The following is a 25,799-nucleotide window of genomic DNA, read 5'->3' on the forward strand; positions in this document are numbered from 1 at the left end:
GCGGAACGCGATTGCTGCGGCGAAGGCGATCAACGCGGCGAAGATGGCGTTGTGGGGGGATGGGACGCATCGGGTGTCGTTGGATGAGGTGATCGTGACCATGCGTGAAACGGGCAAGGACATGTCCGATAAGTACAAGGAAACCGCGATGGGCGGCCTCGCCGTCAACGTCGTCGAATGCTGAGTCTTTTTACTGTCGGTGCCTAGTGCCATGCTGTATCCATGAGCGGGGGATACGACAGGGATTTTTTGCGGGCACGCCTTGAACTGCCCAGTCCGTCGGCAACGACGATACTTTTGGACTACATCCACTTCTCCGTGCGTTTCCGGGCTGCCCGGAAGCTCGCGGCGATCGTGGGAGTCAACATCAGCGGTGCGGAACTGAACCCCCTAGCACGGGAAGGGACCTGGCACTTCGATGACAGGATCCCCAGGGAACAGCAGGCCGGCCCTGATGTCTACAAGAACAACGCCTTCGATCGGGGCCACTTGGTGCGGCGGCTGGACCCCGTGTGGGGTGATGCGGCCACGGCCAAGAAGGCCAACCAAGCTACATTCTCGTTCACCAATGCCGCGCCCCAAGTGGACGACTTCAACCAGGGCAAGGAACTTTGGGTGGGCCTGGAGGACCACGTGCTGGGACATGCCGACGCCTACGACGCCAAGCTCAGTGTCTTCACTGGACCTGTGCTCCTGGACGATGATCCTCCCTACCGCGGCGTCCAAGTGCCAAGGAAGTTCTGGAAGATCGCCGCGTGGACCAACGATGCCAAGCTGGCCGCCGTCGGATTCGTCCTTGACCAGTCGCCCTTGCTCGGCAAAGTGGAACTGAAGAGGGCCATCGACCAACGGCTCCTGGAAGGCGAGCCGCCGCCCTTGGGACCGTTCCGGACTTTCCAGGTTCCCATCGGAGAGATCGCGGACCTCACCGGGCTGAGCCTCAGCCGCCTCACGAACGCGGACAGGCTGGTCAGCGGCCAGCGTGAGCTTGGGAAAGCGCCCAAGGCCATCCAGTTGGAGAGCATGGAACAGATCCGACTATAAGCCCACCCCATGTGAGTAAGAAGACTTAAAGCTTGGCCATGATCAGATCCAGGTAGGCGCCCTTTGCCAGATTCTGGGAGTCGATTCCCAAGGCTTCCATGAGTTCACGGGCCTGGTCAGTGGCTTCTTCGGGACCAAGTCGTTCTCCAACGGCAACTTCAAGCTCGACGAAGTCACCCAGCCCGTCCACCGAGTCCAAATGGATGCGGGCATCTCCCACTTGAACCATGGCGCGATGTTTTCTCACACGTCCAAGCTCCCCATGCGCGTCCGTCAGCACCAAGCGAAGTCCGTCCGGGTCCGACGTCGCAGAATGGGTGTAATACGACGACTTCGGTCCAAGCTCGTCTGGCCTGCGGTAGAAAATCAGCACCCCATCACCATCGCCGGTGATGCGAAGCTTGAGCCGCCCGTTCGGGCACTCGAAGAAAGTATCATCCTGCCTGCTGTGCACAGGTTCTGAGCCACCCAAGGCAAGCACGATCGGTAACAGCCGCTCGATGCTGTCGACACGTGCCTTGATTTCAATATTCGTTGGCATGGACTTCCCCCCGGATCACTGGCGACTATTGACGCGGCGGAACGAGCCACCGGTGGCTACCAAGCCTAGCGAACAGCTGTAAGACTCCTGGGGAACGTTTCGTTTGCTCTTCCGGCTGGCCCAACCAGCCGATTTCTCCCAGCCCGATAGACTTGGAGCTGCATGTCCGCATGCGCACCATGCTTTGAACACCGCTTTGAACACTGCACCAAAACCCTGAGATTGGACACGGCCACCTTGCGAGAATTTACCGCCCGCTTTGCCACTGCCGAGGAAACCGATAACTGGGACAAGCACGTCACTGCCAATCCGAACGGCGGCAACATGCTGCAGTCGGACGCCTACGCGGCAGTCAAGGACGGCAACGGCTGGCTGGTCCGCCGGCTCGTCATCGAGACCGCAGAGTACTCCAGCTACAACCTCTTGCTGGAGAAGAAGTTCCCCGTCCTGGGACGGCTCTGGTACCTCATCAAGGGGCCGGACGCGGAGTCCGTCGACGACATCAAGCCGATGCTGGACGCCGTCGCCACCTTGGCGAGAGAGCAGAAACTGAACGTCTTCGCCATCAAGATAGAGCCCGACGTCGTGGAGTCACCTGAGGTGGTTGCCCAACTGAAGGCGGGTGGCCTGGTGAAGGCCCCGAACATCCAATCCAACGACTCCACCGCTGTGCTGAACGTCGCGGCCCCGGCCAACGAGGTGCTCAGGAGTATCTCCTCCCGTGCCCGCAACGCAGTCCGTCGGGCCGAGCGCGAAGGCTGCGAGGTCGTCCGAGGGGAGCCGGGCGAAGACAGCTACCGCAAGCTCTACGCCCTGATGCAGAACACCATGAACGCCAAGGGTGCCATGCCACTGCGAAGCTACGAGTACTACGCCACGTTCTGGGGCGAGTTCTGCAGCCGTGGCCAAGGACAATTCTTCTTCGTCTACGAAGACGGTGCTCCGAGCGTCGGAGCTTTCGTCATCAACTACGGCTCCAAGGCCACCTACAAAGATGGTGGATCCACCCAAAACCGCAAGCAATATGGTGACTCCCACCTGGTCCAATGGGCAGCGATCCAGCGGATGCAGGAGCTCGGCTGCGTGGAGTACGACTTCTGCGGCACACCTCCCGCGGCGAGTATCAAGGACAAATCCCATCCGCTGTACGGATTGGGATCGTTCAAGACGAGCTTCACCAAGACTGTCACTGACTTTGTGGGCTGCTACGACCTCGTGCTGGGTCCGGTCCGCTACAAGCTATGGCTCAAAGGGGCCGAGCGGGTGTTCCGTCGGCTCGAAACCATGCGTACCGGCGGTCAGTTCTACTGACGGGCAGCCAAGCCAACAAGCCAACGAACAGGCCCGCCCCGGCCACCAACGGGCGCAAAACTAATCTAGGTGAGGTAATTTCTTTGACTCCGATCGAGGCTGGAACCGACATGGAATTCGTGATTCTCAGTGACGCTGATTTCGAAACGTTCGCCAAGGGACACCCGCAGGGGAGTTTCATCCAGTCCATGGACCTGACGCGTTTCCAGCGCGCCCGCGGGCAGGAAGTGGAACTCTTCGGCGTGACCCGCGGGGGGAGCCTCATTGCAGCGGGCAAGCTTACTTACACGTCCAACCGCGTCGGCTACAAAACCGCCGACTGCGCCAAGGGACCGCTGATGGACTATAGCGACCCCGCTGTGGTTCGCTTCGTCGTCGAGCAGTTGAAAAAGCATGCGGCTTCGAAGAATGCCGCAGAGCTGCGGATCTCTCCGAACCTCCGTTACATCGCTCGTGATGAGGACGGCGCGGAGCACCCCGAGGTCGAGGACAACCGTCCCTTGCTCAAGGAACTCGAGGGCCTGGGCTTCCAGCACCAGGGCTTCGACATGAACTTCGCCAACATCAACTGGATGTTCATCAAGCAGCTCGACGGCATCGCCGATTCCGAAGAACTCATCATGGGCATGAATTACCGCACGCGCAAGGCGATCAGGAAAGCGGAGAAGAACGGCGTTTACCTGGAACAGGCAACGCTGGATACCCTGGATGATTTCTACAATGCGCTAAGTACTGCAGGGGACGAGAAAGGCTTCACGTACCGCGAACGCGAGTACTACGAGGAACTCCTCAGGAACACCTCAGACGAGTTCACCAAGCTCATGATGGCCAAGATCAACATCCCCGAGTATCGGGCGTCCATCACGGAGCGCTTGGAAGCTGAGTCCAAAACCCTCGCCGACCTCAAGCGGGAAGTCGAGGAGACAGGCAGCAAAAAGAAGGCCAACCGCGTCAAGGTTGTCCAGGACCTTGTGGACAGCTACGAACGCAGCCTCAAGGACATCGAGCGGTTCCCGGATTCCGTCGGAGTGGCCACGGTAGCGGCTATCCACTTTGCGTGTTCCGGGGACGAACTGACATGCGTCATCGGCGGCACCGTGCAGGACTACATCTACTTCAACGGTGCGACGTCCCTCTACTGGGGCATGATGCTCCATGCGCTGAACAATGGCTACTCCCGGTACAACTTCTACGGAACGTTCGGCATCCAGGGCCAGGACGAGACCGGCCACGGTGGCTACGAATTCAAGAAGGGCTTCGGCGGTGAGGTCGTCCAGTTGCTGGGTGACTTCGTTGCTCCTGTCAGCCCCCTCAAGTACAACGCGTACCGCGTGGCCAGGAAGCTCGCAGGAGCCGCCCAGACAGTTCTGGGACGATTGCCGCTTGAGAAATTGCCGGTAGTACGAAAACTGCGGGGTAACCGCTAATCAAACAAGCCAAGGGAGGATCACCGCGTGACTGAACGCCCCGACGGGTCCACCGGCCGGCCGCATACTGACGGTTTGCCCAAGACCCAGCCGCTGCGGCCATCCCAGGTCCGGCAGAACGTCAATGCCAAACGCATGCTCATGCGCTTGGTGCAGGGCGATAGTCCGCCCACCGCTCCAATGAACATCGTGGACCGGCTCGCGGGAAGTCCCTACGCCAACCCCACCATCCAAGTGGTGGGCGTAGATGCCTCGGCCCGCAAGACCATTGATTTCGCTCTCCATTTGGCCGAAGTCATGTTCCGGTATGGCGCAGGTGCGTTGGAAGTCGAGACCAGCATGATCGCTGTCACGGCCGCGCTTGGCCTGAAAAACGTGGAAGTGGACATCACCAACCAGTCGGTGGCCATCAACTACGCACCCAAGGACCAAACGCCCATTACGCTGCTGCGGGTGGTGCGCTCCTGGACCAACAACTACGCCGGTCTCGCGCAGGTGCACCAACTGGTCACGGACATCGTGGCCGGGGGAGTGGGCCGTGACGAAGCCGTCCGTCGGTTGAACGAGATCATCCGTAGCGCCAAACCCTTCCCTCGGTGGATGGTTACCATCGCCTTCGGAATTTTCGCGGCCGTGTTTGTGGGCGTGCTGGGCGGCGGTATTGGTGCCTCGGCGGTGGCTTTCGGCTCCAACATCCTCATCAGCCTGTTGTCCCGTCAGCTCGTCAGATGGCGGACGGCCGACTTCTTCAACACCATGGCCTGCGCCTTCCTGGTCACCTTCGTGGCCCTGATGCTGCGCTGGGCGGGTGTGGAGATAGCGCCATCCATTGTGGTGGCCGGTGGAATCCTGCTGCTGCTTCCCACAGGCCGGTTGGTGTCATCGGTCCAGGATGCGATCAACGGCTTCCCCGTGACGGCTGCCGGCCGGTTCCTTTCCACGCTTCTGACCTTTGGCGCAATCGTGGCGGGCATCGGTGTGGCCGTGGTGGTGGGTACCCTCATGGGCAGTGCGGTCCTGGACGTCACCCAAACATTCCCCGACGCGTATCCGTTGTGGGGCCAAGCCATCCTGATCGCCATCGCGGTGGTCGCAATCGGCGTCACCGAACAGACGCAAATGCGGCTGTTAATTCCGACGGCGGCAGTCGGGTTGGTAGGTTTCTTCGTCTTGTGGGGGGTCGGCCAAGGTGGCCTCGGCGACCGTTTGTCCCCAGCCGTCGCAGCGGTGGTCATAGGTCTGTTGGCGCGCGTGGTGGCTCTTAAATTGGGTGCCCCGCAACTGGTTGTGGCTGTTCCAGCGGCCCTGATACTGCTTCCGGGGCTCACCATTTTCCGTTCCATGTACGCCTTGACCGTTGAAGGCGGCAACATCCTGCTGGGCGCGGGTGGAATGTTCAACGCAGGCGCGATCGTATTGGGTGTAGCCGCTGGAATCGTGCTCGGCGACAACCTGGCCCGGCCGCTGACCAAGGGTCTTTCCAGCAATGAAAGACGCCGGGTGCGGCGGCGCTAGCTTCGTGTGGAGTGGCTAGATCTGGCCGACGGGAAGCTTCTTTTCCGCCTGGAAGACTTCCTCCACGCGGCCCTGGGCCCAGTATCCGGACAATGAAACCTGCGAACGCTCCAAGCCGCGCTGGACGAAGAAGATCTCCCTGAGGCCCTTCATGTATCCCCGCTCACCGTGGGCAAAGACATCGACGCGGCCTGGCTGCCAGTCTGTGTTTCGAAGGGCGTCCAGCAAAAGGTCGCTGGATCCGGCCGGTGTTCCCTTGCGCAGCAGCCAGTGCAGTTCCACGCCCTGCGGCGCTGAGATCGGAAGGATGTCGGCTTCGCTGTCCACCTCGAGATAGACAGTTCCCCGGGCATCGGGGCTGAGCGCTTCAACGCAGGCAGCGATGGCCGGGATCGCGGCGTCATCGCCGGCGAAGAGGTACCAGTCGGCATCGGGGGAGGGGTTGTAGCCGCCCCCGGGGCCGGTGAAGATCAAAGAATCTCCGGGTTTGGCGGCGGCCGCCCAGGGGCCCGCCAAGCCCTCGTCGCCATGAACGACGAAGTCGATGGCCAACTCCTGGGCCTCCAAGTCCACCCACCGGATGGTGTAGGTCCTGGTGTGCGGCCATTGTTCGCGTGGCATATTCTCGCGGATGGCCCACAAGTCCAGGGGCTGCTCGTAGTCCACGCCGTGCTGCGGGAAGACGATCTTTACATACCGGTCCACATAGTCGTTGTTCGCGTAATCACTGAACCCTGGACCACCTGCAACGATCCGCACCATGTGCGGCGAAAGCAGCTCGCTGCGCAGGACAGTCAAGTTGACCTGCGGACGGGTGTTGCGTGTGGCGGACGACGTGACGGGAAGAGCAGACATATAGGTAAGCCTAAGCTAATGGCCCGAACGTCCGCTGGGTATGAGTCGAAGGTTACAAGCGCTCGCTCACATCACCCATGCTTCAGCCGGTCCCTCCTTCACGTTCTGCGTGCTTGGACCGGGACGCATTCACGTTTCGCGTGCGCGAGTGGGGCCGTCCTTCGCGTCCTGTCTGTTCGGGTGGGGATGTGGGTGAGGGTTGGCCGCAAACGGGTGGGATGTGGATGAGGGTTGGGTTGAAGGGGGTGGGATGTGAGTGAGCGTTGGGGGAGGAGGCGGCTAAAGGACCGGAAGTTCCCAATCGACGGGGTCCGCGCCCTGTTCAGCCAGCAGCTCGTTGGTCCGGCTGAAGGGTTTGGAGCCGAAGAAGCCCCGCGACGCCGAAAGTGGGCTCGGGTGGACCGAAACCACCGCGGGCGCGCCGTCCAGCAGCGGCATGACGCTTTCGGCGTCCTTGCCCCACAACACCGCGACCAGCGGCTTCCGCTGCCCCGCCCCGTCAGTACGGTTCGCGACGGCGGTGACTGCCGCCGTCGTAATGGCCTCCCACCCTTTGCCGCGGTGGGCGCCGGCAGTTCGTGCCTCCACGGTGAGGACGCGGTTCAGCAGCAGCACACCCTGCTCGGTCCAGGCGCTGAGGTCGCCGTGGACGCGGGGTTGGAGGCCCAGGTCGTCGTGAAGTTCGCGGTAGATATTGGCAAGGCTTCGCGGAATCGGCCGCGTTTGGCGCGAGACGGAGAAGGAGAGCCCCACCGCGTGACCTGGTGTCGGGTAGGGGTCCTGGCCCAGGAGAAGTACTTTGACGTCGGCAAGGGGCTGCTGGAAAGCGCGGAGGACGTTCCCTGGAGCAGGGAGTATGTGTTTCCCGGCTCCGGCCTGCCCGGCGACATAGGCCAGGGCATCGCGAAGATGCTCTTCCACGGGGCGCATCGCATCGGCCCAGTCAGGAGCCATCAGCTCCTCAAGGGGGCGGTCAATCAGCGCGGCGTAGCCCGGATCCGCCACGCCAGCGGGTTCAAGATCAAAGAGAGCATCCTCGCCAGTCACCTGGCCATTGTCTCCCGCGTGGCGGGGACGGGGCGAATGACAGTGATGTTATTCGCCCGTAACATGGGGGTAGGACATTTTCCCCAACAAGCGTCGAAGGAGTATGCCGTGGCAGAACCAGCACCGGAACCAATGGCGCCGCAGGCAGATGGCTTGGCCTTGGAAGACCTCGCGGCCGGGACCCGAAGCGACTCCCCATTGAGTGAACGCGACCAGCAGATGTTGGCACTGGAACGGCAGTGGTGGAAGTACGCCGGGGCCAAGGAACAGGCTATCCGGGAGCTCTTCGATCTATCGGCCACCCACTATTACCAGATCCTGAATGCGTTGATCGATACCGAGGACGCGCTGGCCCACGACCCCATGCTCGTCAAGAGATTGCGTAGACTACGTACGTCCCGCCAGCGTGCGCGGACAGCGCGGCGCTTGGGGTCGGACGCGTAATTCGCCAGGCTGATCTGTCAGCAGCAACCAGCAAGGACAACGCTTCACCATGACCAAATATGCCAGGGACGAATTCGACCAGGTCCCACAGAACACCTCCCGGCAAGGCGTTCATCGCGACGGCCAGGACATTGCGCGTCCCACATTGTGGCCCGTCCTGACCGTTGGAGCCGTGGCGTTGGTACTCGGCCTGGTGGCGTTCCTCATCCTTCCGAACCTCGGGCTGGTCGCGCCCAGCGCGTCGTCAAACGTCTCGACGCCGGTGCCCCAGCAAACGTCGACGTCGCCGTCCGCTGCGCCTTCCGAATCGAGCAGCGCCCCGTCCGCTTCCAGCGAACCGAGCAGCCAGCCCACATCCTCGTCGAGCCCGTCGTCCAGCCCGTCGGCGACTCCGTCCTCGGCGCCGGTGGACAAGAGTGTTCCCGTCGCTGTCTACAACGGGGCCGGTACCGCAGGCCTGGCCGGCCGTGTGGCAGGGCTCGTGCAAGGCGGCGGTTGGACGCTCAGTACGGTGGGCAACTGGGGCGGCATTCCCCAGCAGACCTCCGTGATCTTCTACAACGCTCCCGAACAGAAAGCCAACGCCGAGGCTTTGGGAGCCCTCCTGGGTATCCAATCGATCGTTGAAACGCCTGATGTCCAGCAGCCGCTTGTGGTCGTAGCGGGACCGGGCTACCAGTAATCACGCGGTTCCAGGGCCCATAAACCCAAACTCGGTTAAGCCTCAATAACAAAACCAGCGCCCTGCCCTTTGAGGGCAGCGCCGGCAGAGTGACTGTGGTTACAGTGGACTAATTCCGGTCCGGAGATCCCGGCAACCGGTCTTGGCTACTGCGAAAGTGTGGGCATCATGGCATTGGGAACCGTCAAATGGTTCAACGCCGAAAAAGGCTACGGATTCATCACTGTGGATGAGTCCGGTGACGACGTTTTCGTGCACTGGTCGGCTATCCAGATGGATGGCTTCCGCGCCCTCGAAGAGGGCCAGCGGGTGGAGTTCGAACTGGGAGAGGGTCAGAAGGGGCCCCAGGCCGAAGGTGTCCGCGTCGCCTGACCCTTCGTGCGTTCCCCGGGGCCCGGTCAGCTGTTGGCTGAAAGCCCCGTCTTTAGTGCGAAAAGTGGAGTCTCTGCTTGCACTCTCCCCGGTCGAGTGCTAATTATTGATTTAGCACTCTTACGGTTCGACTGCTAAAACCTCAGCCGGGTATCCCGGCTGCCGGACAGTGGTGGAACCGTCGGGGGATCAAGAAACACCTTGGTGGGGTGAGGTCCGGAGCGCGGGGCATACAGAGGCCGCTCGCAAAGGACCGTCCGTCGCGGGCACTCCATCTGACAGGTACCTTCTTAACGACTGTCCCGAAAGGACTACCGCCGTTATGGCCAAGATCATTGCATTTGATGAAGAGGCACGCCGCGGCCTCGAGCGGGGTCTGAACACCCTCGCAGACGCCGTCAAGGTCACCCTCGGCCCGCGTGGACGCAACGTCGTCCTCGAAAAGAAGTGGGGCGCCCCCACGATCACCAACGATGGTGTTTCCATCGCCAAGGAGATCGAGCTGGACGATCCTTACGAGAAGATCGGTGCAGAGCTGGTCAAGGAAGTTGCCAAGAAGACGGATGACGTCGCTGGCGACGGTACGACCACTGCAACCGTTCTTGCCCAGGCACTGGTGAAGGAAGGCCTGCGCAACGTTGCCGCCGGCGCCGACCCGCTGTCCCTCAAGCGCGGTATCGAGAAGGCTGTTGAGGCAGTCATCAGCGAGCTGCTGAACTCCGCCAAGGAAATCGAAACCAAGGAAGAGATCGCAGCCACGGCTTCCATCTCCGCCGGTGACCCGGAAATCGGCAGCCTCATCGCCGAAGCCCTGGACAAGGTGGGCAAGGAAGGCGTCATCACGGTTGAAGAGTCCAACACCTTCGGCCTGGAACTCGAGCTCACCGAAGGCATGCGCTTCGACAAGGGCTACATCTCCGCTTACTTCGTCACCGACGCAGAGCGCCAGGAAACGGTCCTCGAGGACCCGTACATCCTGATCGTCAACTCCAAAATCTCCAACGTGAAGGAACTCGTCACGGTTCTGGAGAAGGTCATGCAGTCCAACAAGCCGCTGCTGATCATCGCCGAAGACATCGAGGGCGAGGCCCTGGCCACCCTGATCGTCAACAAGATCCGTGGCACCTTCAAGTCAGTCGCCGTCAAGGCTCCGGGCTTCGGTGACCGCCGCAAGGCCCAGCTGGCCGACATCGCCATCCTCACCGGTGGCCAGGTCATCTCCGAAGAAGTTGGCCTCAAGCTCGAAAACGCCGGCCTCGACCTCCTCGGCACCGCCCGCAAGGTTGTTGTGACCAAGGACGAGACCACCATCGTTGAAGGTGCCGGCGACGCCGACGCAATCGCGGGCCGTGTTGCCCAGATCCGCGCCGAGATCGAGAACTCCGACTCCGACTACGACCGCGAGAAGCTGCAGGAGCGCCTGGCCAAGCTGGCCGGCGGCGTTGCAGTCATCAAGGCCGGTGCAGCTACCGAAGTTGAGCTCAAGGAACGCAAGCACCGCATTGAGGACGCAGTCCGCAACGCCAAGGCTGCTGTTGAAGAAGGCATCGTTGCCGGTGGTGGCGTTGCCCTCATCCAGGCCGGCGCCAAGGCATTCGCCAACCTCACCCTGCAGGGTGACGAGGCAACGGGTGCCAACATCGTCAAGGTTGCCATCGACGCTCCGCTGAAGCAGATTGCCTTCAACGCCGGCCTCGAGCCTGGCGTTGTAGTGGACAAGGTTCGCGGCCTGCCTTCCGGCCACGGCCTGAACGCTGCCACGGGCGTCTACGAAGACCTTCTGGCCGCCGGTGTGAACGACCCCGTAAAGGTCACCCGCTCGGCTCTCCAGAACGCTGCTTCCATCGCTGGTCTCTTCCTGACCACCGAAGCTGTAGTCGCTGACAAGCCCGAGAAGAACGCTCCGGCTCCCGGCGGCGACGACATGGGCGGCATGGGCGGCTTCTAAGCCACCCCGCTGTAGCAATACGGCGCCAAGCTCACGCTTGAAACATACGACGGCGGTCCCCACCTTTTTGGTGGGGGCCGCCGTCGGCGTTTCGGCGTTGTCCGTAGATCGCCGAACGAGTGCGAAAACGTCCTATTCGTGGGGAGAATTACAGCGATTTCGCCTGATTCCCGCGTTCTCGATGGGCGCGGACGCGAATTCATTGTCTGTGGGGTCTGGCAGGATTAACGCATGACGATTATTGCTGCCGCCGATGGGTCCGCCCTCGGTAATCCTGGGCCGGCCGGTTGGGCCTGGTACGTTGATGAATCCTGTTGGCACGCGGGAGGGTGGCCGCACGGCACCAACAACCAGGGCGAATTGATGGCTGTCCTGGACCTCTTCCGTTCAACAGCCCACGTGCCGCACGAAGACCTGCTGATCCTCTGCGACAGCCAATACGTCATCAACTGCATCACAAAGTGGATGCCGGGCTGGAAGCGCAAGGGATGGCGCAAGGCCGATGGGAAGCCCGTCCTGAACGTCGACCTCCTCAAAGACATCGACCAGGCGATCGTGGGACGGAAGTACAAGTTTGAATGGGTCAAAGGCCATGCGGGCCATGACCTCAACGAGGCCGCGGACGAGCGCGCACGTGCTGTGGCCATGGCTTACCAACAAGGCGTAGCTCCCCGAAGTGGCCCTGGCTTCCCCGGAGCGCCGGGTGTTGGAGCCACCTCTGGCAGCGAGTCCCTGAGCGCGGCGCCTGCCTCTGCCGGCTCGGTCCTTACCTCCGAGGCTGTGTCCGTACCCGCAGGGGCGGGCCGTGCCTCGACTGCGGGCGCAGTCCCCGCGCCGGCCCGGGCTGATCGCAGCATCCGGCCACATTTTGAGCCCACCCTCTTTGGTGAATCGGGCATCTTCGGGCAGGCCGATCTGTTCAGTGAACTTGGCGACGAGGCCTCAGCGCCGGAGCTTTCGCCGGAGGACACGGTCCTCGCTTTGGAGCGCGAGCTTTTGAGGCCGGATGTCAGGGCCGATATTGGCAGGATCGGGGTGCTGCTCCACCCGGACTTTGCGGAGATTGGCAGCTCGGGCCGGTACTGGACCCGTGACGCCATGATGATGGCCCTGGAAGAAGACCCGGGTGAAGCCACGGAACTGGAACTCCTGGGCGCCGACCGACTCAGTGAAAACACCATCCTGCTGACCTACCGGAGTTTCGCGCACACGGGTTCAGCGCTTCGCAGCTCGGTCTGGACGCTGGACCGGGGCCAGTGGCGGCTCCGGTTCCACCAGGGCACTCCGGAAAAATAGTCCGATGGGGAATCAGCACCAGCGGGATTAGGGCCAAGTAACCTGTAGGGCCGGATGCACAGGGGGAAGACAGCCGGCCCCACAGGAGTTCGATGAATCCCTGAAGTTCAGTGGTCTCCGGTTCACCTAGTAGGTGAAGCGCTGGGTGTTGCCCTGCTCAACCTCCGAGTAGCTTGTTGCTGCCGAGGACAGGGCCAACGTGATGGAAGCCAACGAGGCCTCAACCTTGCTTTGGGTAAGCGCCCATTCCACCACCAGGGCCTGGAAGTTGCTGGCGGCTGAACCTTTCCAGGTTGCCTGCAGTTCCTCCAGGCCCCGTGTCATGGAGTGCACGTCCGAACTGATGCGATCCACAGTTGCCTTGACGTTGGCCGACTTGAGCTGAAGCAGTTCGGTATCAACGGAGATGACGCTCATGGGTGATGCCTTTCGACGAAGTGTTCCGCGGAATGCGGGGGATGCGTGGCCACTGCATTCAGCCTAGGCACAGGGCTCAACGCCCGTAATGGCCCTTCGTCGCTATGTGGATAAGGTCTCTATGTGGATAGAACCGCTACGCGGAGGGCGCCTCTGCCGGTTCATCGTGGAACGGAAGGCTGACCACCAAAGTGGCCCCACCGCCGTCGGTCTCCCTGACCTGGACGGAACCACCATGCGAACCCACGATCGCCGCAACGATCGCCAGCCCAAGGCCGCTTCCGCCCGTTTCCCGGGTGCGCGAAGTGTCCGCCCGGTAGAAGCGCTCGAAGATCTTGTTGGTTTCCGCCTCCGGAATACCTTGCCCGTGATCGCGGATTTCGATCACTGAGTCCTTGCCGGCGGGAGTGGGCCGGACACCCACGGCGAGCTCAATCGGGCTTCCCTCAGGCGTGTAGCGCAAGGCGTTACCCACGAGGTTCCCAATGACCTGCCGAAGTTTGGCTTCATCGCCTTGAACCGGCGCAGCGGAGGGGGAGCCGCCGTCGAGCCCCGTGAGGGTGATGGTCCTGTCTCCGGAGGAGGCTTTGGTGTCCACCATGGCATCGTGCGCCAGCAGCTGCAGGTCCACCGGCTTGAGTTGCAGTGGCCGCTGTTCATCCAATCGGGCCAGAAGCAGCAGGTCTTCCACCATGGAACCCATCCGCTTGGCTTCGCTTTCGATCCTGCCCATCGCCATTGCCACGTCTTCCTCGGTGGACAGGGCTCCGTGCCGGTATAGCTCCGAGAAACCGCGAATGGTCACCAGGGGAGTCCGCAGTTCGTGGGAGGCATCCGCTGCAAAGCGGCGCATCCGGCCCTCCGAAGCTGCGCGCGCGGAAAACGAGGCCTCAATGTGGGCGAGCATGGCGTTGAGGGAACCACCGAGCCGGCCAACTTCGGTGTGTGGATTATCCACTTCCACGCGGCGCGAGAGATCTCCGGCGGCGATGGCCGCGGCCGTCTTTTCCACCTTTGCCAGGGGCCGGAAGGATCGTGCGACTGTCCAAGTGGCGATGAAGAAGGCCAGGACCAGCGTCAAGAGGCCAACACCCACCACCACAAGGACGGCATGCTCCATGACTTTGTCCACGGGCGTCAGCGGCAGCCCAATGATCACGACGCCGTTCTGCCCGTTGGCAACCACTCCGACGGCGACAACCCGCCAGTTGGTCCCGGCCGTTCCCTTGACCTGGAACGGAGCATTCGCGCGCTGCTTTGCCTCCAACGGGGTGATGTTGGAGATCGCGGGACGATCGCTCTGGCTCCCGCCGAACGGGTATGGCGCAAGGTCAGGGACGTACAGCGTCAGGGAATAGTCCGTGGGAACAGCGGTGTCCGCCGGCACGGCACTGTTGGGTTCGGTCAACCTGTCGAAGGACTGGCGGTCCTGGGCCAGGGCGACGGCGGCCTTCAGCTTGTCGTCCACCTGGCCTTGCAGGTAGCTCTTGACAAGTGTCAGTGTGCCCGCGCCGGTCGCCGCGAGGGCAAGCAGGAGCAGGCACATGATGATGGCTACCAGCTGCGACCGCAGGGAAGCCGACTTCCAGCGTTGCAACAAGGTCAGCGCTTCTCTGCCGTCCGCAGCACGTAGCCCACGCCGCGCTTGGTCTGGATGAGGGCTGCGGCATCGGGGTCGATGTCCACCTTGCGGCGAAGGTAGGAAATGTAGGACTCAACAATCGAGGCATCGCCGTTGAAGTCGTACTCCCACACGTGGTCAAGGATCTGGGCCTTGGACAGCACCCGGTTGGGGTTGAGCATCAGGTAGCGGAGGAGCTTGAACTCGGTGGGCGAAAGCTCGATCACGGTGCCGCCGCGGCGGACTTCGTGTGCGTCGTCGTCGAGTTCCAGATCGTCAACACGGATCACAGCGTCGTCATCTTCGAGGGGCTGGGTGCGTCGGAGAACGGCCCGGATGCGCGCCACTACTTCGTCCAGGCTGAACGGTTTGGTGACGTAGTCGTCGCCACCGACAGTGAGGCCCGTGACCTTGTCCTCGGTGTCGTCCTTCGCGGTCAGGAAGAGGACGGGGAAATGCTTGCCGGCCGCACGCAGGCGGCGGGTGACGGTAAAACCGTCCATATCCGGAAGCATGACGTCCAGGACCGCCAGATCCGGGGCATGAAGGTCGGCAGCGGCGAGGGCTTCGCGACCGTTCGCGGCGGCCACCACCTCGAAACCGGCGAAACGCAGCGACGTGGACAGAAGCTCGCGAATGTTGGGTTCGTCGTCAACCACAAGGAGCTTGGCTTCAGGACCGTTCTTTTTCATGACACCCATAGTGCTCCCAGAAACTGGGAGTTATCTGGATGCCGCATGTGAGCGCACTGCGTGCCGCCACTACGCGCCGGCACGTCAAGCGCCCAGAACCAGCCCCGCCCCCAAGGCCACCATGGTGAGGGCAATTCCACCGTCCAAAAACCGCCAGGACAACGGGCGGGCGAAGAATCCGCGGAGGAAACGGGCGCCGAAACCAAGGGAACAGAACCATAGGATGCTGCCCAGCATGGCACCGGCTCCGAACCACCATTGCAGCGGGCTTCCCTGTGCACTGGCCAACGAGCCGATGAGCGCGATGTCCAAGTAGACGTGCGGGTTGAGCCAGGTGAGTGCCAGCACGGTGGTGATCGCGGCCGCTGCCCCTCCCTTGCCGTGGGCATGCGTATCTCCAGCCGTCAACGAAGTGGGCCGCATTGCGCGCTTGGCCGCCATGAGGCCATAGGTCACCAGGAACGCGGCGCCCACATAGCGGAGCACGACGACGGCGGCAGGGGCTGCCGTTATCAGCGCACCGGTGCCAAGGACTCCCGCCGCGATCAGGACGGCGTCGGAGAGAGCACACACCGCAACGATGGGGGCGATGTGTTCGCCACGGATGCCTTGGCGCAGGACGAAGGCATTCTGGGCACCGATGGCGACGATCAGGGCAAGGCCCGTGGCCAGGCCGAGGCCTGCGGAATGGAGGAAATCAAGGGAAGTCACTCTCTGAAACTACGGATCATGCCTTCCTTAGACCAGCTAAAGATTCTCAGGCCGCATAAGCTTAGCTAATGACCCCGTTTCCCTCCGAGCAACTGCTCACTTTCGCCACCGTCCTCTCCGAAGGCACGCTGGAAGCAGCGGCACGCTTGCTGCACATCACGCCGTCGGCGGTGTCACAGCGGCTGAAGGCGCTGGAACAGTCCACCGGCCGCGTCCTGCTGCAACGCAGCAACCCTGCCCTGGCAACCGAAGCCGGTGAAGTGGTGTTGCGGCTGGCCCGGCAGGTGGCCCAGTTGGAAGCTGACGCGGGCAAGGAACTAGGCCTGGATGGCGGCCGGCCACAACTGGCTGTGCCGATCGTCGTCAACGCCGACTCACTGGCGGTGTGGTTCCTGAAAGCACTTGCCCAGGTTCCCGCCGGCCTCAACGTCACTTTCGACCTCCACCGTGATGACGAACAGCACTCCACATCTCTGTTGCGGTCCGGGACGGTCATGGCTGCCGTCACGGCTACGCCCGAGCCGGTCCAGGGCTGTCGCGTTGAGAGCCTGGGCATCATGCGGTATCTCCCCGTGGCTGCACCGGATTTCGTGCAGCGTTGGTTTCCAGCCTTTCCGGAGGGCCCGGACGCCCACGCGCTGAACGCTTCCCCCACGGTGGACTTCGACAGAAAGGACACCTACCAATGGGCCTTCGTGCAGTCCTGTTTCAAAGCTGAAGGCAAACCCGTCCCCGAGAGGAAGGGGCCCCGCCATTATGTGCCGGCGTCGCAGGACTTCGGAGACGCCATCCGCCTGGGACTTGGCTGGGGGCTCATTCCGGAAGTCCAGTGCGGTCCGGACATTGCCGACGGCCGGCTTGTTGAGCTGGCCCCGGGGCAGCCCTTTGACGTGCCGCTCTACTGGCAGCGTTGGCGCACGGCGTCTTCGGTGCTGGACACGCTCAGCGAGACCGTGCGGGAGGTTTCGGCGCAGTACCTGAGGAAGCCCTGAATCCACCTGAGGAATCCTGAATCCGGACACGCCCACCGATGCTTCCTAAAATGTCAGTGCCCCGTTCCACACTTTAAACATGGCAAACACAGCAGCTCCAGTCAGCATCCACCAGCAGCATGCCTCCGATGTCGAGTTCCATGTCACGTACCTGGACACGGACACCGGCCGTGTACGCCGCGAAGACTTCCAGGACCTTGCGGCCGCCGAACGGTTTGCAAGTGCCCAACTTCGCGACGCCGATGCCTGGGCCGTTATTGACCAGGTGAACACCACAGTCGCCAGCCGGATGGTTGCCTGAATCCTGGCTATTCCGGCCGGTTTCCGATGTGACCGCCGTGGACGAACGGCGATGACACACCTTCGTACTTGAGAACCATCATCATGCCCTCTGCGGCATGCTCCAGGTTGTGGCAGTGATCCATCCAGATGCCTGGATTATCAGCATGCAGCAGCAGTTCCCACACTTCGCCGGGCAGAACTTCCACGGTGTCCAGGACCAGGGGCGAGCCACTGGGGGCCACCCCGTTTCGGCTGAGCACCTGAACATGGTGGCCGTGCGGATGCATCGGATGCGGCTCGGCGGTCCGGTTCACAACTGTGAGTTTCACGGTGTCGCCCTCAGCCACCTCAATGGAGGGGACCAATGGGTACGCCGCCCCGTTCACGGTGAAGGCATAACGCGGGACTCCATCCACGAAGCGAAACTGCCGGTCCAGCACCATGACCTCATCACGTGTCACGGCCGGAGCCGTGGAGGTTCCCGCCGGGCTCCCGGGCCGGGTTTCGCCCAAGGACCCCGTGGACCCTGTGACCCCCGAGGACAAGGGTTTGCCATAATCCAAAAAGTCCAGCACGGGGGTAGTGGCAAAGACGCTTGAGGGTGCCTTCCCGCCGACCGTTGCCTGGGTTCCCGGCGGTGCAACGACCACCACGGCGTCAGCAGCTGAGTCCGAGCGCAGGGTGACTGCCGAAGCAGGCATGGTGAACGCGATGTCCACCCGGCCGCCCGCTCCCAGCCGCACCAGCTTTCCGGCGATGTCCTGGGGGTCGTTGACCTCGGTTCCGTCCACGGCCACGGCCTTGAAGGAGGTGCCTTCCACAAGATAGCGCTGAGGTAAGGAATCGGTATTTACCAGCCGCAGCCGCACAGTGGTGCCAGGGGCGGCCTGGTACCCACTGCTGCGGTCTGAGGAGCCCAGCAACCCCAGACCGCCGAGGTCGTGCCCCGCCACCACGATGTCCGTGCCGGCACGGACAGCAGCAGGGTGGTGCACGACGAATGCGCCGTAGAGGCCCTTGCGGACACCTTCGGCCGAATCCTGATGTGTGTGATACCAGTATGAACCGGCTTGCGCGGCAGTGAAACGATAGGTGGTGGATTGGCCCGGCATCACTGCGTCCTGTGTTGCGCCAGCGACTCCGTCCATGGCATTCGGGACGTCATATCCATGCCAATGCAGGGTAACGCCGGCGGCCACATCGCGGTTGTTGAGAACCACCTCCACCACTTCACCCAACGTGGCTTCGATCGTAGGGCCGGGAAGGCTCCCGAAGGTCCAAGCCTCGGTGGTTTGTCCGGACGGCAGGGTTACGTGCTCCACCCGGGCGGTCAGTTCGTAGTGCCGGACCACAGCGCCTGCGGGGACATTGCCTATGAGGCTGGTTACCGGCGTCGGGTCCGTCACGGTGGTGGGGAAGCCACCGTGGTGATGTCCGACGGCGGCAGCGATCACCGCGCCGTCGGCGGAGCGGCTCCCAAGCCAGGCAAAGACTCCCGAACCCAATGCCGTGCAGGCCATCAGGACCGCCACGGAGGCCGCCGCCGTCGAGCGTCTGCCAGTGGTGCCGGCAGGGCGGGGGTGAGCCGGGCTTGTCAGCGCGGTCCTGGCGATCAACACCGTCCCGGCCACCATGAAAAGCAGTACTGCGATGCTCCACGGCGCGGGGAACGGGCCCAGGATCAGGACCAATGCCAAGGAGGCCACCGCGGCCGCGGCTGCGGCTACCATCGCCATTACGGCGCCTTGCCGGGTCGATCCCACTTTCCAACGGACCTCCCTGGCGGGTTTGGAGCCGGTGTTCCGCCTCCTCAGCAAGAACGGAACACCGGCCATCGCGGCCCAAGCCGCGGGGATGGCGGTCAGAGGCACATTGATGATTATGCGTTCGCTGGCAAACCACCAACTGCCGGCCACCAAAGTTGGAAGCAAGGCATAACGTGCCACCGTCAGGACGACGGCGGCGCCCACCAACAGCAAGGCCAAACCAACTCCGCCAACTCCGCGGCGTGGCCCTGGTCTGCGGTCAGTGCTGGATACAACGGTCATCCACACGGCAGCGGTCCATGCTGCGGCCGCGAGGACGGACAACACCAAATCCACCGCCAGCAGCTGCGAGGTATTCACAGCTGCCTTTGCTCAGGCTGCGCTGGAGGAGGCAGAAGCATCCGAAGCAGCAGCCTTGGGAGGCAACGGCTGTGGGTTGAGGGCAGCCGCGCGGGCGCGGGTGAAGAGCCAGTAGGACATGAAAATCATCAGCAGCCCGGTCAGCGGGTGGATGGACACAACCCACGAGCCGGCGGGAGTAATGAAATCTTCTGAAGAACCGGTCAGCATGCCGCCAATGATGAAAATGAACAGCTGGACCCAGGAGAGAAGGAAAATTCCAGCGGCCAGCCAGATTGTCCGGGCGCCCATCCGGGCAATGGCAGCGACGATGGCGGCGAGAAGCGCTGAATAACGCAGCACGTACTGGCCGTTCATCACGTGGAAAACGCCCGCTTCGTGCTGGGCTTCGATGGTGTTCTGGAAGTGGAAGTAGCCTGCAAAAAACAACTGTGCGAGTGCTGATAACAGGACTATTGCGGAAATGACCAGAAGGGCTTTACGCATGGGGAATCCTCTACGGGAATGCGTGGATTCTTTTAGGCCTTCAAACCGCCGGCTCCCTGGCTGCGGGCTTCCCCCAGTGCCGACGGCTGGCCGCCGGACTGCCTGGACCAAGGGCAGCCACCTGGGGCGGAGAGCTTCTTTAGGAATCGTAAAGTCGTTGGAGGTCAATAGCAAGAGGCGCGGGGTGATTCCCTGCGAGCCTGCTACTGTTCCTGCCCCACATCCCTGCCAACATCCTTGGCATCCATGATCCGGTAGGCATAGCCCTGTTCGGCCAGGAACCGTTGGCGCTTGGCAGCGAAGTCCTGGTCCAGCGTGTCCCGGGCCACCAGTGAGTAGAACCGGGCGGCGCGGCCATCCTGCTTGGGGCGCAGGAGGCGGCCCAAGCGCTGGGCTTCTTCCTGGCGTGAGCCAAAGGAACCTGACACCTGGATCGCCACGGACGCTTCGGGGAGGTCGATGGAGAAGTTGGCCACTTTGGACACCACCAGGGTGTGGATCTCGCCCTTGCGGAAGGCATCAAAGAGCTTCTGCCGCGCCTTGACGCTGGTTTCGCCCTTGATCAGGGGTGCATCCAACCGCTCGGCGATTTCGTCCAACTGGTCGATGTACTGTCCGATCACCAGCAGCTGCTCGCCCTTGTGGACCGCTACCAGGTCTTCCACGAGCTTGGTTTTGGTTTCCGAGGTGGCGCAGAGACGGTACTTGTCGGCGTCGTCGGCCATGGCGTAGGCCACGCGTTCGTCCCGGGGGAGGTCGACTCGGACTTCCACGCAGTCCGCGGGCGCAATGTAACCCTGCGCTTCGATGTCTTTCCACGGCGCGTCGTACCGCTTGGGGCCGATCAGGCTGAACACTTCGCCTTCCCGGCCGTCCTCACGAACCAGCGTGGCGGTGAGGCCAAGCCGGCGCCGGGCCTGCAGGTCAGCTGTCATGCGGAAAATCGGGGCAGGCAGCAGGTGGACTTCGTCATAGATGATGAGTCCCCAGTCATGGCCGTCCACGAGTTCCAGGTGCGGATAAAGGCCACCGCGCTTGGTGGTCAGCACCTGGTACGTGGCGATGGTGACCGGCCGGACCTCCTTGACGGCTCCGGAGTATTCGCCGACCTCGTCTTCGGTGAGCGACGTCCTCTTGAGGAGCTCATCCTTCCACTGCCGCGCGGAAACAGTGTTGGTTACCAGGATGAGGGTGGTGGTGGAGGACGTCGCCATAGCCGCCGCGCCCACCAGGGTCTTTCCGGCACCGCAGGGAAGCACGACGACGCCGCTGCCGCCGGCCCAGAAGTTCTCAGTGGCCAGCTTCTGGTACGGCCGCAGCTGCCAGCCGCTTTCGTCGAGCATGATCAAGTGCGGCTGCCCGTCGACGTACCCGGCGAGGTCTTCGGCGGGCCAGCCCAGTTTGAGGAGCAGTTGCTTCAGCTGGCCCCGCTGCGAGGAATGCACCACCACGGTTTCGCCATCGATCCTCGGTCCCAGCAGGGGAGCGATCTTCTTGGCACGGATGACCTCCTCCAGCACGGGGTAGTCATCGGTCCGCATCACCAGGCCGTGCTGGGGGTCCTTCTCCAACCGCAGGCGGCCGTAGCGTGACATGGTTTCTTCGACGTCGATCAGCAACGCATGTGGCACGGGAAAGCGCGAGTACTTCAGCAGGGTATCGAGCACCTGCTCGGCGTCCAGTCCCGCAGCCCGCGCGTTCCACAAGCCCAAGGGCGTGAGCCGGTAGCTGTGCATATGTTCCGGGGCGCGCTCCAGCTCGGCGAAGGCCGCAATGGCATGCCGGGCTTCGGTGGCGAGCTCGTGGTCGACTTCCAGCAATATGGTCTTGTCACTTTGTACGATCAGCGGACCGTCGTTCACAGCTTGGTCCTCACGGTCACGGCTTAGTCCTCACGGTCACAGTTCAATCCTCACTTGGCACCCTCACGGCGCGGGTTGGCGGGCGGTGCCGGCTTCATGAACGCACGTCTCCTGCCGGCTCCACATCGATGATCCTGTGGATGGACAACACCCGCTCGGTGTCCTTGGCGGGATCGAACACCCGGACGCGTCCGCCGGAGACGGATACAGGAACAACCGTTTCGGTGTTGGCATTCCCCAGGCTGTCCACCACGTTCATGGTGACGGCCTGCTTGAGCCGGATAGCTGTCTGCAATGTCTCCAGGCCAAGCTGCGTGGAGGCTTCGCCCGTCGCCTCGGCCGGGACGGCACGATGCTGCCGAAGGACCACAAGCTGTGCCTCGACGTCGTCGTCCGGCGGAGCCGTCCGGGGAGCCGTATAGACGGGGCGCGCGCTTCCGGGCACCGCTGTGGTGCGTTTGAAACGCACGACGGCGGACTCGGCCTCCTGCACGGCGGGTGAGAGTCCCAGCTCACGCAGGACGCGGGCCGTTTCACGGGGGCTGGCCGAGGACGTCAGTACGGTGGGGGCGATGCGCACCAGGCTCAGGACAGAGGTCCGCGCTTCGTGCAGGAGCTCGGAGATGGCAGTTTCGTCGTCGCTTTGAATGAAGCTGGCGCTGGTACCCACCCGGAGGCGGCCATGCCGGGATGCCGTGTCCTGGATGAGGTACGCCAACGGTTGGGGCACGTCGGTGGCGGAGTGCTCGCGGAGGAAGGCCAGTAGCGATTCGGCGTCCTGTCCGGCGTCGAGGGCCCGGCGGACTGTGGCGGCGGAGAACCGGTAGATCGACGCCGGACCCTGCCCCTCGGCGTCGGCCATCAACAGCAGCGTCTCGCTCAGCTCCGGTGCCAGGTAGCCCGGGGCAACCGCGGTCAGGTCAGCTTGCAGGAGGATGTGGTTCACGGCGGCAGGAAGGTGTTCGCCCAGGATGGTCATGGCCTTCTCGGGCTGGGACCCGGCAATGGCCGAGCCCAGCTGGGTCAGTGCGCCGGAGCCCATGAGTCCCAGAAGGGTGGCCTCCTCAAGGATGCCGCGCACCAACGAACTGAACCTGCGGGACATCCGTGGCTGGGCCCACTCAGCCCGCTGCAGGACAGCCCTGGCATCCAGCACGGGAGCCTTGCCATCCGGGGCTGCGGCCTCCACAGTCAACTCGTTCAGGATCTCAAGGACCCTCCGCCGGACCACCGGGGCGTCGGGCCGCTGGGCCTCCGCGGACAAAGCGTTGATGGTGGCCCCTGCAGCGCCATGATGGGCGGAGGTGGACGGAGGGCCCGTCAGGGGCTGTCCCACCAACGAAGGGGCGCGCTCGCTGGCCAACCATGCATTGACCAGCCAGAGCCATTGTTCCTGCCGCGGCAAAGTAAGCCATTCCAGCGATGGCGGCTGGATCCAGGTTGAACTGTCCACATCCAGCCGCAGCAGGCCGGACAAGGCGCACAGCTCAAGGAGAATCGCCGTCTGCTGCACGCCCAAGCGGATCGACTCAGCAAGGCGCCGCAATTCCCGGACGCCCACGCCGCCGCTCCTGAGGGTAGCGAGGGGTTGCTCCCGAACGGCGAACAGCAGCTCATTGGCCAGTCTCAACGTTTCGGCGATGGCACCCATGGCGGCATTGCGGCGCAGGGCCGCACTGGTGTGGCCGAGTTCGGGAACCGGTGGGGAGAGCGTGAAATCGTCAATGATGGCGCCACCGCGGAGGGCAAGGCCCACGCTGTGCGGCAACTCCACGTGGCCGGCATCCAGGGGTACCAGCAGGCCGCGGGCCAACAGCCAGTCGATGGGTCCGACGTCGTGGCTTTCGTGCGTGACCGACGCCCGCCGTTGGGCTTGGGGTACTGCGCCCATGGCCCAGCTGCCGAACTTGTCCAGTAAGCCGGTGGTCCGCTCGGGGGCTGTGGACAGGATTGCGGCCAGGTTCTCCGGAGTGGATGTCCAGCGTTGCAGGGCCAGGGCGGCATCCATGGGCGTGCTGGCAGGATGGATGCCGAGGCCGCTGTGGTGCAGTTCTGCCACCAAATGGACCACACGCTGCGCGAAAGCCGGCTGCAGGCGGACAAGCTCCGTGTAGCTCCTGCCCAGCCCCGCCGGGTAAATGCCGATTACATCCTTGAGGCTGCCCACCGGGAGGTAGAAGCGTTGGCGGGAGGAGGTAGTCGGTGAGCCCTGGGGTGGGTCCGCCCGGTGGATCAGGGCCAGTTCCTGCAACTTCGCCAGAATGGGATCCAGAGCGGAAAGCGTGGAGCCGGCGATGACTTTCTTCAACCCGGCAGCAGAAACGCTGTGCCCGGTATCGGCGTTGGTACAAAGGTGCAGGGTTTCCAGGACCTGCATCTCCGGCTTGTTCAACCGTTCCAGGGCCCGCTGGACACTGACGCGGGCACTCGCCCTCGCAGCCAATGCCGCAAAGTCCGGAGCCATGGGGGAAATGAGGTCCGGCCGCGCGGCAAACAAGGCCCGCAGCGAGTTGTCGCTGCGCGCCTCCAGTTCCTTGCTGAGCGCGCGTATAAGGGACATCAATCCAACGTTACCGCCCCCGGGCCGCTCCTGCCCGTTCCGGGGTGGACGGTCCTACTGCCGGCGACGTTGACGGACCGCGTCCACCATCAGGAGCACGGCGAGCATGAAGGCCACGGGCAGGCCGTAAAGGGCGGTGGAGGTAACCCAAACGGGCGCAACTGCGCCGTTGTAGGCCACCGCTATGACCGCGGCAACAGCGGCCAGGGAAAGGAAGGCAATGGCGGCAGCAGCGATCGTGAGGGGGCGGCGGTAACCCGGGGAAGTCATGCCCTCAACGCTAGCAGCAGCCCGTCAGGGGTGGCCCGCCAGAGAAAATGAAGCGGCAGCTTACCGGAGCACGGCCGGACAAAGCGGGAATAGGTGGTCCGGCAGGATAACCTTGAAGGAACAGACCAACACGGACCGGGCTGTCACCCTCGATCCCGCAGCAACCTGCGGATGCGGTAACGGCCCGGCGTGTCTCCCACAGCAAGAACGAAGAAGGTTGATTACGTGCCTACCGGCAAGGTCAAGTGGTATGACAAGGAAAAGGGCTTCGGCTTCCTCGCGGCCGAAGACGGCCAGGAAGTCTTCCTGCCCAAGACGTCCCTGCCCGCGGGCGTAACGGAACTCAAAGCCGGAACCCGGGTGGAGTTCGGCGTGGCCGACGGCCGCCGCGGTGCACAAGCCCTGGGACTCCGCGTCCTGGAAAAGACGCCGTCCATCGCCAAGGCCAAGCGCATGAATGCCAAGGACCTCGCCCCGATGGTCCAGGACCTGGTCACCGTCCTGGACAACCTCTCAGGTTCCCTGTCGTCCGGCAAGTACCCCGATGGCAACAAGGCCAAGGCCATCAGCATGGCGCTGCGCAAGGTTGCCGACGAGCTGGAAGCCTAGGACCGGCCATGACCTCGGAATCCGCACAGGAAACAACTCCCGCAAAGGACGCCCTGGATAACACCGGGGCGGGTCCTCGCGGTGCCCGGGCTCCTGGCAACGGGGCTGCTCCCGCGCGGAAGCCCGCAGCCACCAAGCCGCGTGCCGGTTTGCCCGTGTGGCGCACAGGCAAGCCGGATGCGTTCCTGGCCGCCGCCGTCGATACTGCCCGCGAGGCAGTAGAGGGCATCGCCAAGCCAGCCGAGGTGGGGGCGCACCTTGGCGCCAAGTCCGAGGGTGACCGCGTGGTCACCCACCTGTTCGAATCCAAGCTGGCCGGCTACGGTGGCTGGCAGTGGTACGCCGTGGTGACCCGTAATTCACGCTCAAAGATCGTCACCGTGAGCGAGCTGGGGTTGCTGCCCTCGGAGGATTCCATCCTGGCTCCGGAATGGGTGCCGTGGGCCAAGCGTGTCCGTCCCGAAGATGAGACGCCTTTGGTGGAAGAAACTGAAGGCGACGTTTCCGAGGAGTCCGTCCAGGCTGCCGAAGATGAGGCGACCGAACCTGCCGACGACGAAGCGGACGAGGACGAAGCTGACGAGGCCGAATCTGACGCGGACGACGCCGACGCCGAACCAGCCAACGACGAAGCCGGGGCTGAATAGGCGTTGCGGAAACACTGGGTGACTCAAGGGACGGCGGACGCT

The 25,799-nt window shown here is 63.2% G+C and carries 26 protein-coding genes; 14 read left to right on the forward strand and 12 right to left on the reverse strand.

Translation table 11 applies throughout. From position 1 onward, the window contains the following. Together PJL15_RS09635 and PJL15_RS09640 are read left to right on the forward strand one after the other, a co-directional pair. A partial coding sequence (locus PJL15_RS09635) for an L-serine ammonia-lyase, iron-sulfur-dependent, subunit alpha (protein ID WP_281450930.1) occupies positions 1–184 on the forward strand: 184 nt, incomplete at its 5' end. 38 nt (positions 185–222) lie between these two features. After that, positions 223–1,044, forward strand: coding sequence for a DNA/RNA non-specific endonuclease (locus PJL15_RS09640; protein ID WP_281450931.1), 822 nt, complete (start codon positions 223–225; stop codon positions 1,042–1,044). Between the two features lie 25 nt (positions 1,045–1,069). On the opposite strand, the gene PJL15_RS09645 is transcribed toward PJL15_RS09640, so the two are convergent. Continuing rightward, the gene (locus PJL15_RS09645; protein WP_281450932.1) at positions 1,070–1,585 is read right to left on the reverse strand and encodes a class IV adenylate cyclase; all 516 of its coding nucleotides are present in this window, start codon (positions 1,583–1,585) and stop codon (positions 1,070–1,072) included. Positions 1,586–1,807: 222 nt separating this feature from the next. Here PJL15_RS09645 and PJL15_RS09650 point away from each other — a divergent pair, with 222 nt between their 5' ends. The 3 genes from PJL15_RS09650 (at position 1,808) to PJL15_RS09660 (ending at position 5,838) form a co-directional block, all read left to right on the forward strand. After that, positions 1,808–2,896: a lipid II:glycine glycyltransferase FemX gene (locus tag PJL15_RS09650; RefSeq protein WP_281450933.1), complete on the forward strand. Its 1,089-nt coding sequence runs from the start codon at positions 1,808–1,810 to the stop codon at positions 2,894–2,896. Positions 2,897–3,006: 110 nt separating this feature from the next. Further along, positions 3,007–4,323, forward strand: coding sequence for a peptidoglycan bridge formation glycyltransferase FemA/FemB family protein (locus tag PJL15_RS09655; protein ID WP_281450934.1), 1,317 nt, complete (start codon positions 3,007–3,009; stop codon positions 4,321–4,323). Positions 4,324–4,350: 27 nt separating this feature from the next. Further along, positions 4,351–5,838, forward strand: coding sequence for a threonine/serine ThrE exporter family protein (locus PJL15_RS09660; protein ID WP_281450935.1), 1,488 nt, complete (start codon positions 4,351–4,353; stop codon positions 5,836–5,838). 15 nt (positions 5,839–5,853) lie between these two features. Here the strand turns inward: PJL15_RS09660 and PJL15_RS09665 are convergent, their stop codons facing one another. Together PJL15_RS09665 and PJL15_RS09670 are read right to left on the reverse strand one after the other, a co-directional pair. Further along, a complete protein-coding gene (locus PJL15_RS09665; RefSeq protein ID WP_281450936.1) occupies positions 5,854–6,693 on the reverse strand; it encodes a siderophore-interacting protein in 840 nt (279 codons plus the stop codon). A gap of 279 nt (positions 6,694–6,972) precedes the next feature. Further along, complete coding sequence (locus tag PJL15_RS09670) at positions 6,973–7,740, reverse strand: uracil-DNA glycosylase (RefSeq protein ID WP_281450937.1); 768 nt, start codon at positions 7,738–7,740, stop codon at positions 6,973–6,975. 108 nt (positions 7,741–7,848) lie between these two features. Here PJL15_RS09670 and PJL15_RS09675 point away from each other — a divergent pair, with 108 nt between their 5' ends. The 5 genes from PJL15_RS09675 (at position 7,849) to PJL15_RS09695 (ending at position 12,482) form a co-directional block, all read left to right on the forward strand. Further along, positions 7,849–8,184 (forward strand): DUF3263 domain-containing protein, encoded by a 336-nt coding sequence (locus PJL15_RS09675; RefSeq protein ID WP_432443811.1) that lies wholly within the window; start codon positions 7,849–7,851, stop codon positions 8,182–8,184. Positions 8,185–8,233: 49 nt separating this feature from the next. Beyond that, positions 8,234–8,866 carry a LytR C-terminal domain-containing protein gene (locus PJL15_RS09680; protein WP_281450938.1) on the forward strand — a complete coding sequence of 211 codons (633 nt, stop codon included), beginning with the start codon at positions 8,234–8,236 and terminating at the stop codon, positions 8,864–8,866. Positions 8,867–9,034: 168 nt separating this feature from the next. Then, positions 9,035–9,238, forward strand: a complete 204-nt coding sequence (locus PJL15_RS09685; RefSeq protein WP_011773737.1) for a cold-shock protein — start codon at positions 9,035–9,037, stop codon at positions 9,236–9,238. A 322-nt stretch (positions 9,239–9,560) separates the two neighbouring features. After that, positions 9,561–11,186, forward strand: coding sequence for a chaperonin GroEL (gene groL, locus PJL15_RS09690; protein WP_281450939.1), 1,626 nt, complete (start codon positions 9,561–9,563; stop codon positions 11,184–11,186). Between the two features lie 231 nt (positions 11,187–11,417). Next, positions 11,418–12,482: a ribonuclease HI family protein gene (locus PJL15_RS09695; protein WP_281450940.1), complete on the forward strand. Its 1,065-nt coding sequence runs from the start codon at positions 11,418–11,420 to the stop codon at positions 12,480–12,482. 126 nt (positions 12,483–12,608) lie between these two features. Here PJL15_RS09695 and PJL15_RS09700 read toward each other — a convergent pair whose 3' ends face one another. From PJL15_RS09700 to PJL15_RS09715, 4 genes are all read right to left on the reverse strand, one after another. Beyond that, entirely contained in the window at positions 12,609–12,899 is a 291-nt protein-coding gene (locus PJL15_RS09700; RefSeq protein WP_281450941.1) for a WXG100 family type VII secretion target, read from the reverse strand. A 136-nt stretch (positions 12,900–13,035) separates the two neighbouring features. Next, positions 13,036–14,499 carry a sensor histidine kinase gene (locus PJL15_RS09705; protein WP_281450942.1) on the reverse strand — a complete coding sequence of 488 codons (1,464 nt, stop codon included), beginning with the start codon at positions 14,497–14,499 and terminating at the stop codon, positions 13,036–13,038. A 2-nt stretch (positions 14,500–14,501) separates the two neighbouring features. Further along, complete coding sequence (locus PJL15_RS09710) at positions 14,502–15,212, reverse strand: response regulator transcription factor (RefSeq protein WP_026267426.1); 711 nt, start codon at positions 15,210–15,212, stop codon at positions 14,502–14,504. An 84-nt stretch (positions 15,213–15,296) separates the two neighbouring features. Then, positions 15,297–15,923 (reverse strand): LysE/ArgO family amino acid transporter, encoded by a 627-nt coding sequence (locus PJL15_RS09715; protein WP_281450943.1) that lies wholly within the window; start codon positions 15,921–15,923, stop codon positions 15,297–15,299. 68 nt (positions 15,924–15,991) lie between these two features. Here PJL15_RS09715 and PJL15_RS09720 point away from each other — a divergent pair, with 68 nt between their 5' ends. Both PJL15_RS09720 and PJL15_RS09725 read left to right on the forward strand, forming a co-directional pair. Then, the gene (locus tag PJL15_RS09720; protein ID WP_281450944.1) at positions 15,992–16,915 is read left to right on the forward strand and encodes a LysR family transcriptional regulator ArgP; all 924 of its coding nucleotides are present in this window, start codon (positions 15,992–15,994) and stop codon (positions 16,913–16,915) included. Between the two features lie 79 nt (positions 16,916–16,994). Further along, positions 16,995–17,216, forward strand: coding sequence for a hypothetical protein (locus PJL15_RS09725; protein ID WP_281450945.1), 222 nt, complete (start codon positions 16,995–16,997; stop codon positions 17,214–17,216). A 7-nt stretch (positions 17,217–17,223) separates the two neighbouring features. On the opposite strand, the gene PJL15_RS09730 is transcribed toward PJL15_RS09725, so the two are convergent. The 5 genes from PJL15_RS09730 to PJL15_RS09750 form a co-directional block, all read right to left on the reverse strand. Beyond that, a complete protein-coding gene (locus tag PJL15_RS09730; RefSeq protein WP_281450946.1) occupies positions 17,224–19,323 on the reverse strand; it encodes a multicopper oxidase family protein in 2,100 nt (699 codons plus the stop codon). Between the two features lie 12 nt (positions 19,324–19,335). Further along, on the reverse strand, positions 19,336–19,809 hold the full coding sequence (locus tag PJL15_RS09735) for a hypothetical protein (protein ID WP_189015628.1): 474 nt from the start codon (positions 19,807–19,809) through the stop codon (positions 19,336–19,338). Positions 19,810–20,012: 203 nt separating this feature from the next. Continuing rightward, a complete protein-coding gene (locus PJL15_RS09740; RefSeq protein WP_281450947.1) occupies positions 20,013–21,671 on the reverse strand; it encodes a DNA repair helicase XPB in 1,659 nt (552 codons plus the stop codon). Between the two features lie 94 nt (positions 21,672–21,765). Beyond that, a complete protein-coding gene (locus PJL15_RS09745; RefSeq protein WP_281450948.1) occupies positions 21,766–24,231 on the reverse strand; it encodes a helicase-associated domain-containing protein in 2,466 nt (821 codons plus the stop codon). A 54-nt stretch (positions 24,232–24,285) separates the two neighbouring features. Next, the gene (locus PJL15_RS09750; protein WP_281450949.1) at positions 24,286–24,501 is read right to left on the reverse strand and encodes a hypothetical protein; all 216 of its coding nucleotides are present in this window, start codon (positions 24,499–24,501) and stop codon (positions 24,286–24,288) included. A gap of 225 nt (positions 24,502–24,726) precedes the next feature. Between PJL15_RS09750 and PJL15_RS09755 the strand changes: the two genes are divergently transcribed. Both PJL15_RS09755 and PJL15_RS09760 read left to right on the forward strand, forming a co-directional pair. Then, positions 24,727–25,110, forward strand: a complete 384-nt coding sequence (locus PJL15_RS09755) for a cold-shock protein (protein ID WP_090820714.1) — start codon at positions 24,727–24,729, stop codon at positions 25,108–25,110. An 8-nt stretch (positions 25,111–25,118) separates the two neighbouring features. Further along, entirely contained in the window at positions 25,119–25,757 is a 639-nt protein-coding gene (locus tag PJL15_RS09760; protein ID WP_281450950.1) for a DUF3027 domain-containing protein, read from the forward strand. Positions 25,758–25,799: the final 42 nt, after the last annotated feature.

It is taken from the genome of Paenarthrobacter nitroguajacolicus (genome assembly GCF_029952445.1).
Lineage (GTDB): Bacteria > Actinomycetota > Actinomycetes > Actinomycetales > Micrococcaceae > Arthrobacter > Arthrobacter nitroguajacolicus_B.

Excerpts from the sequence above, each read along its gene's own strand:
- PJL15_RS09640 (WP_281450931.1), top strand. The coding sequence starts at position 223 with ATGAGCGGGGGATACGACAGGGATTTTTTGCGGGCACGCCTTGAACTG.
- PJL15_RS09645 (WP_281450932.1), bottom strand. The coding sequence starts at position 1,585 with ATGCCAACGAATATTGAAATCAAGGCACGTGTCGACAGCATCGAGCGG.
- PJL15_RS09655 (WP_281450934.1), top strand. The coding sequence starts at position 3,007 with ATGGAATTCGTGATTCTCAGTGACGCTGATTTCGAAACGTTCGCCAAG.
- PJL15_RS09665 (WP_281450936.1), bottom strand. The coding sequence starts at position 6,693 with ATGTCTGCTCTTCCCGTCACGTCGTCCGCCACACGCAACACCCGTCCG.
- PJL15_RS09680 (WP_281450938.1), top strand. The coding sequence starts at position 8,234 with ATGACCAAATATGCCAGGGACGAATTCGACCAGGTCCCACAGAACACC.
- PJL15_RS09685 (WP_011773737.1), top strand. The coding sequence starts at position 9,035 with ATGGCATTGGGAACCGTCAAATGGTTCAACGCCGAAAAAGGCTACGGA.
- groL (WP_281450939.1), top strand. The coding sequence starts at position 9,561 with ATGGCCAAGATCATTGCATTTGATGAAGAGGCACGCCGCGGCCTCGAG.
- PJL15_RS09695 (WP_281450940.1), top strand. The coding sequence starts at position 11,418 with ATGACGATTATTGCTGCCGCCGATGGGTCCGCCCTCGGTAATCCTGGG.
- PJL15_RS09700 (WP_281450941.1), bottom strand. The coding sequence starts at position 12,899 with ATGAGCGTCATCTCCGTTGATACCGAACTGCTTCAGCTCAAGTCGGCC.
- PJL15_RS09710 (WP_026267426.1), bottom strand. The coding sequence starts at position 15,212 with ATGAAAAAGAACGGTCCTGAAGCCAAGCTCCTTGTGGTTGACGACGAA.
- PJL15_RS09720 (WP_281450944.1), top strand. The coding sequence starts at position 15,992 with ATGACCCCGTTTCCCTCCGAGCAACTGCTCACTTTCGCCACCGTCCTC.
- PJL15_RS09725 (WP_281450945.1), top strand. The coding sequence starts at position 16,995 with ATGGCAAACACAGCAGCTCCAGTCAGCATCCACCAGCAGCATGCCTCC.
- PJL15_RS09735 (WP_189015628.1), bottom strand. The coding sequence starts at position 19,809 with ATGCGTAAAGCCCTTCTGGTCATTTCCGCAATAGTCCTGTTATCAGCA.
- PJL15_RS09745 (WP_281450948.1), bottom strand. The coding sequence starts at position 24,231 with ATGTCCCTTATACGCGCGCTCAGCAAGGAACTGGAGGCGCGCAGCGAC.
- PJL15_RS09750 (WP_281450949.1), bottom strand. The coding sequence starts at position 24,501 with ATGACTTCCCCGGGTTACCGCCGCCCCCTCACGATCGCTGCTGCCGCC.
- PJL15_RS09760 (WP_281450950.1), top strand. The coding sequence starts at position 25,119 with ATGACCTCGGAATCCGCACAGGAAACAACTCCCGCAAAGGACGCCCTG.